This is a genomic window from Streptomyces pimonensis (assembly GCF_041380215.1).
GTDB classification, from domain to species: Bacteria; Actinomycetota; Actinomycetes; order Streptomycetales; family Streptomycetaceae; genus Streptomyces; species Streptomyces pimonensis.
This window is the reverse complement of record NZ_JAHWZY010000082.1, coordinates 1-5,972: the sequence shown is the minus strand read 5'-3', so window position 1 is coordinate 5,972 and position 5,972 is coordinate 1. Positions and strand designations below refer to the sequence as shown.

Below are 5,972 nucleotides of genomic sequence, written 5' to 3'. Positions count from 1 at the left end.
TCGACGGCCTGTCCACGTGCAGGGTCTTCGGCAGCTTGCCGTGCCGCATCGCCAGGACCATCTTGATCACGCCCGCGACACCGGCGGCGGCCTGGGTGTGACCGATGTTCGACTTCAGTGCCCCGAGCCACAACGGCCGGTCGGCGGGCCTGTTCTGCCCGTAGGTGGCGAGCAGGGCCTGCGCCTCGATGGGGTCACCCAGCGTCGTCCCCGTGCCGTGCGCCTCCACCGCGTCCACGTCGGTCGGGGCGAGCCCGGCGGCGGTCAGGGCCTGGCGGATCACCCGCTGCTGCGACGGGCCGTTCGGCGCGGTCAACCCGTTCGACGCGCCGTCCTGGTTCACCGCCGAACCGCGTATCACCGCCAGCACCGGGTGGCCGTTGCGCCGCGCGTCCGACAGCCTCTCCAGGAGCAGCAGGCCCGCGCCCTCGCCCCAGCCGGTACCGTCCGCGGCGTCGGCGAAGGGCTTGCAGCGGCCGTCCACCGCCAGCCCGCGCTGGCGGCTGAACTCGATGAACGTGTCCGGCGTCGACATCACGGTGACGCCGCCCGCGACGGCCAGCCCGCACTCGCTGTGCCGCAGCGCGTGCACCGCCAGGTGCAGGCCGACCAGGGACGACGAGCAGGCGGTGTCGATGGTCAGCGCGGGGCCCTCAAGGCCGAGCACGTAGGAGATGCGGCCGGAGACGACGCTGGCCGCGTTGCCGGTGAGGAAGTACCCCTCGTAGCCGTCCGGCGCGCCGGTGGCCAGGCGTGCCAGGTATCCCTGGCCGTTGGTGCCGATGAAGACGCCGGTCCTGCTGCCCCGTACCGAGTGCGGGTCGATGCCCGCCCGCTCGAAGACCTCCCAGGACGTCTCCAGCAGCAGCCGCTGCTGCGGGTCCATCGCCGCGGCCTCGCGCGGGGAGATCCCGAAGAACGCCGGGTCGAACTGGTCGGCGTCGTACAGGAAGCCGCCCTCGCGGGTATAGCTGGTCCCCTGCTGGTCGGGGTCGTCGTCGTGCAGCGCCTCCAGGTCCCACCCGCGGTTGGTGGGGAACGCGGAGATGGCGTCCCGGCCCTCCGCGAGCAGCTCCCACAGGTCTTCCGGCGACCGTACGCCACCGGGGAACCGGCAGCTCATGCCGATGATCGCGATGGGCTCGACCTCGCGCTCCTCGACCTCGCGCAGCTTGCCACGCGCCTCCTGGAGGTCCACCGTGGCTCGCCGGAGGTAGTCGAGGTACTTCTCCTCGTTTGACATCTGTTGCGACCTTTCAGGCGAGTTCATCGGTTCGGCTCAGGAGTTGCCGAGCTGCTGGTCGAGCAGGGCGAGCAGTTCGTCCGCCGACGCGGTGCGCGCGTCCGGTCCGGAGCCGGCGGGTTCGGTGCGGGTGTGCGCCTCGTCCCACCGGGACAGCAGTGCGCGGAGGCGGGCGCCGACGGCGGCGCTCTGCTGGTCGTCGCCCGGTGTCAGGGCGGACAGCGCGGCTTCCAGCCGGTCCAGTTCGGCGTCGATGGTCGGTGTGCCCATGCCCGGCATGTGGTCGAGCACATGAGTGGCGAGCGCGGCCGGGGTGGGGTGGTCGAAGACGAGGGTCGAGGGCAGGCTCAGTCCGGTGGCCGTGTTGAACACGTTGCGGAACTCGACCGCGGTGAGCGAGTCGAAGCCCAGTTCCTTGAAGGCCCGGCCGGGCTCGACCATTTTGGGGCTGTCGTAGCCGAGGACGGCGGCCACGTGCTCCCGCACCAGGTCGAGGACGACGCGCTCGCGCTCCGGTCCGGGCAGCGCGGCGAGCCTGGACGTCAGGTCCTGCGGTGTCGCCGCCTCCACGGGTGCCGGGGCGTGGCGGGCGACGGGCAGTTCCCGCAGCAGCGTGGCCGGCAGCGACGGCGCGTACACGTCCCAGTCGATGTCCGCGACGACCAGCACGGTCGGATCGTCCTCACGGACGGCCCGATCCAGTGCGGCGATGGCCAGCTCGGGTTCGAACGGTGCCGTGCCGCGGCTGCGCAGGATCTCGCCGAGCTGCTCGCCCACCATGCCGCCGCCGCCCCACGGCCCCCAGGCGACCGAGGTGGCGGGCAGGCCGGCCGCCACGCGCCGTTCGGCGAACGCGTCGAGGTAGGCGTTGGCGGCAGCGTAACTGCCCTGGGCCAGCGCGCCGAACGTGCCGGAGATCGAGGAGAACATCACGAACGCCGTCAGCTCCCGGTCACGGGTCAGCTCGTCCAGGTTGACGGCGGCGTCGACCTTCGGCCGCAGCACGGCGGCGAGCCGGTCCGGGGTGAGCGCGGTCAGCACGCCGTCGTCCAGGATGCCCGCCGTGTGCATGATCGCGGTGAGCGGATACTCCTCCGGCACCGAGGCCAGCAGCTTGGCCAGCGCTTCCCGGTCGGCGACGTCGCAGGCGGCGATCGTCACCCGCGCGCCCAGTTCGGTCAGTTCCGCGCGCAATTCCTCCGCGCCGTCGGCGTCCGGTCCGCGCCTGCTGGTCAGCAGCAGGTGCTGCGCGCCCTTGGCGGCCAGCCACCTGGCCACGTGCGCGCCGATCCCGCCGGTGCCACCGGTGATCAGTACCGTGCCGGTGGGGTCCCAGTCGCCGATCCGGCCCGCGGGGGCCCGCACCAGCCTGCGGGCGTACACGCCGCCGGTCCGCAGCGCGACCTGGTCCTCGTCCCGGGTGCCGGCGAGGATGCCCGCGAGGCGGGCGGCGGCGCGGTCGTCCAGGGTGTCGGGCAGGTCGACGAGGCCACCCCAGCGTTCGGGCTGTTCCCGCCCGACGCACCGGGCGAGGCCCCACACCATCGCCTGCTCGGGACGGACGGGCGTGTCGGAGCGTCCGACCGTGACCCCGCCCCGCGTCGCGTACCACAGCGGTGCGGTGACACCGGCGTCGCCGAGCGCCTGGACGAGGGCGAGAGTGGCGTACACGCCGCCCGACGGCAGTCCGGGATCGAGCGCGAACAGGGACAGCACGCCCGCCACGGGCTCGTCGACCCCCACGAGCCGGGCCGTCAGCGCGTCCCGGTCCTCCTCCGCCCCGCCGGTCCGGACCGGCAGCACCCGCGCGCCGTACCGGGTCAACGCGTCGGCGACGGATCCCTCGCCGGCGCCGTCCCGGCTGACCACGAGCCAGGTGCCCGTGAGGACGGCGGTGGGCTCGGGCACCGGCAGCCAGGTGATGCGGTAACGCCAGCCGTCGATCTCGGAGTTGGCGGACTGCGCCTGCCGCCACGACGACAGGCGGGGCAATACGGCGCCGATCGGGTCGTCGGGCGACACGCCCAGTTCGTCCGCCAGTCCGCCGAGGTCGCCGTCCGCCACGGCTGCCCAGAACCGGGCGTCGACGGAGTCGGTGGCGTCGGCCGCGGGAGCCTCGGCCATGTTCGGCCAGTACCGCTGGCGCTGGAAGGCGTAGGTGGGCAGGTCCACGTACCGCGCCCCGGGCGTCGTCCGACGCCAGTCGAAGGGCAGGCCCTGCACGTACGCTTCGGCGACCGACAGCAAAAACCGGTCCAGGTCCCCGTCGTCGCGGCGCAGCGTCCCCCCGACGATGGCCTCGGCACCGGTCGCCTCCAGTGTCTCGCGTACCCCGAAGGTCAGTACGGGGTGCGGGCTGCACTCGACGAACACGCCGACGCCCCGGTCGAGCAGGCCACGCGTCGCCTCCTCGAACCGCACCGGCTGCCGCAGGTTGCGGTACCAGTACTCGGCGCCCATCTCGGTCCCGGTCAGCCACTCGCCGGTCACCGTCGACAGCATCGGCACCCGTGCCTCCGCCGGCTCCACCCCGGCCAGCGCGGTCGCCAAGGTCTCGCGGATGCGCTCGACGTGCGGCGAGTGCGAGGCGTAGTCCACCGGGACCCGCCGCGCCCGTACAGCGTCGGTGTCGCAGGACGCCACCAGTTCGTCCAGCGCGTCGGCGTCACCCGCCACGACCACCGAACCGGGACCGTTCACCGCGGCGACCGAGATCCGGCCCGCCCAGCGTTCGATCCGCTCCCGAGCCTGGTCGACCGGCACCGCCAACGACACCATGCCGCCCCGGCCCGACAACTCCACGATCGCCCGGCTCCGCAACGCCACCACCTTGGCCGCGTCGGCCAGCGACAACGCCCCCGCCACATGAGCGGCGGCGATCTCGCCCTGGCTGTGCCCCACCACGGCGTCCGGCTCCACACCGTACGAGCGCCACAGCGCGGCCAGCGACACCATCACCGCGAACAGCGCGGGCTGCACCACGTCGACCCGGTCCATCGCGTCGGCATCGGCCAACACGTCCCACAACGACCAGTCCACGTACGGGGCGAGCGCCTCGGCACACGCCTCCAGCGAGGCCCGGAACACCGGCGACGACTCCGCCAGCGCGGCGCCCATGCCGAGCCACTGCGAACCCTGCCCCGGGAAGACGAACGCCACCTTGCCCGCGGGCCGGGCCGTGCCCGTCGTCGCCCGGGCCGACTCCACGCCCCGGGCGACCGCCGCCGGCCCCTCGGCGATCGCGGCCAGGCCCGCGAGCAGGCCGTCGCGATCCTGGCCGACGACGATCGCCCGGCTGTCGAAGACCGACCGCGCCACCGCGAGGGTGCCGGCGACATCGCGCGGTTCCAGCTCGGGGTGCGCCACCAGGTGGGCCCGCAGCCGCTGGGCCTGCTCCCGCAGCGCGTCGTTGTCCTTGGCCGACACCAGTAGCGGTACCGGAGACGGGGGCAGTCCGGCGACCGGTCCGGTGGACTCGCCGGTTTCGGTGGGTTCGGCGGTTTCGGTGGGTTCGATGTCCGGTGCCTGTTCGATGATGGCGTGCGCGTTGGTGCCGCTGAAACCGAACGACGACACGCCGAAGCGGCGCGGCCGGCCGGTGTCCGGCCAGTCGCGGGCCTCGGTGAGGAGCGCCACGTCACCGGTCGACCAGTCGACCTGCGGGGTGGGCCCGGCGACGTGCAGCGTCTTCGGCAGCACGCCGTGCCGCATCGCCATGACCATCTTGATGACACCCGCGACACCGGCCGCGCCCTGGGTGTGCCCGATGTTGGACTTCAGCGAGCCCAGCCACAACGGCCGGTCGGCGGGCCGCTCCTGGCCGTAGGTGGCCAGCAGCGCCTGCGCCTCGATCGGGTCGCCCAGCTTGGTGCCGGTGCCGTGCGCCTCGACCGCGTCCACGTCGGACGGAGCGAGCCCGGCGGCCGCCAGCGCCTGCCGGATCACCCGCTGCTGCGACGGCCCGTTCGGCGCCGTCAGGCCGTTGGACGCGCCATCCTGGTTGATCGCGGAACCGCGTACCACCGCCAGCACCCGGTGACCGTTGCGCCGCGCGTCGGACAACCGCTCCAGTACGACCATGCCGACGCCCTCGCCCCAGCCGGTGCCGTCCGCGTCCGACGAGAACGGCCGACAGCGGCCGTCGGTGGACAGCCCGCGCTGGCGGCTGAACTCGATGAACGAACCCGGCGTCGACATCACCGTCACACCACCCGCCAGCGCCGTCGAGCAGTCCCCCGCCCGCAGTGCCCGCACCGCCAGGTGCAGCGCCACAAGCGACGACGAGCACGCCGTGTCCACCGTCACCGCCGGGCCCTCCAGCCCGAACGCGTAGGCGACCCGGCCGGACACGACGCTCGCCGCGTTGCCCGTGCCGATGAATCCCTCGACACTCTCCTCGCTCGCCGACAGCAGTGTGGTGTAGTCCTGCACGTTCGAGCCGGTGAAGACGCCGATGTCCTGCCCCCGCACCGAGTTCGGGTCGATCCCGGCCCGCTCGAACGCCTCCCAGGAGGTCTCCAGCAGCAGCCGCTGCTGCGGGTCCATCGCCAGCGCCTCACGCGGCGAAATACCGAAGAACGCCGGGTCGAACTGGTCGGCGTCGTACAGGAAGCCGCCTTCGCGGGCGTACGAGGTGCCCAGGTGCTCCGGGTCGGGGTCGTACAGGTTCGCCAGGTCCCAGCCTCGGTTGCCCGGGAACTCCCCGATGGCGTCGACCCCGTCCAGCACA

At 73.3% G+C, this 5,972-nt stretch carries 2 protein-coding genes; both read right to left on the bottom strand.

Going from position 1 to position 5,972, the window contains the following annotated elements; translation table 11 throughout:
- A partial coding sequence (locus tag KYY02_RS33255) for a type I polyketide synthase (RefSeq protein ID WP_371244690.1) occupies nucleotides 1-1,243 on the bottom strand: 1,243 nt, incomplete at its 3' end.
- A 36-nt stretch (nucleotides 1,244-1,279) separates the two neighbouring features.
- Nucleotides 1,280-5,972: type I polyketide synthase (locus KYY02_RS33250; RefSeq protein ID WP_371244688.1), on the bottom strand; the 4,693-nt coding region annotated here is incomplete at its 5' end.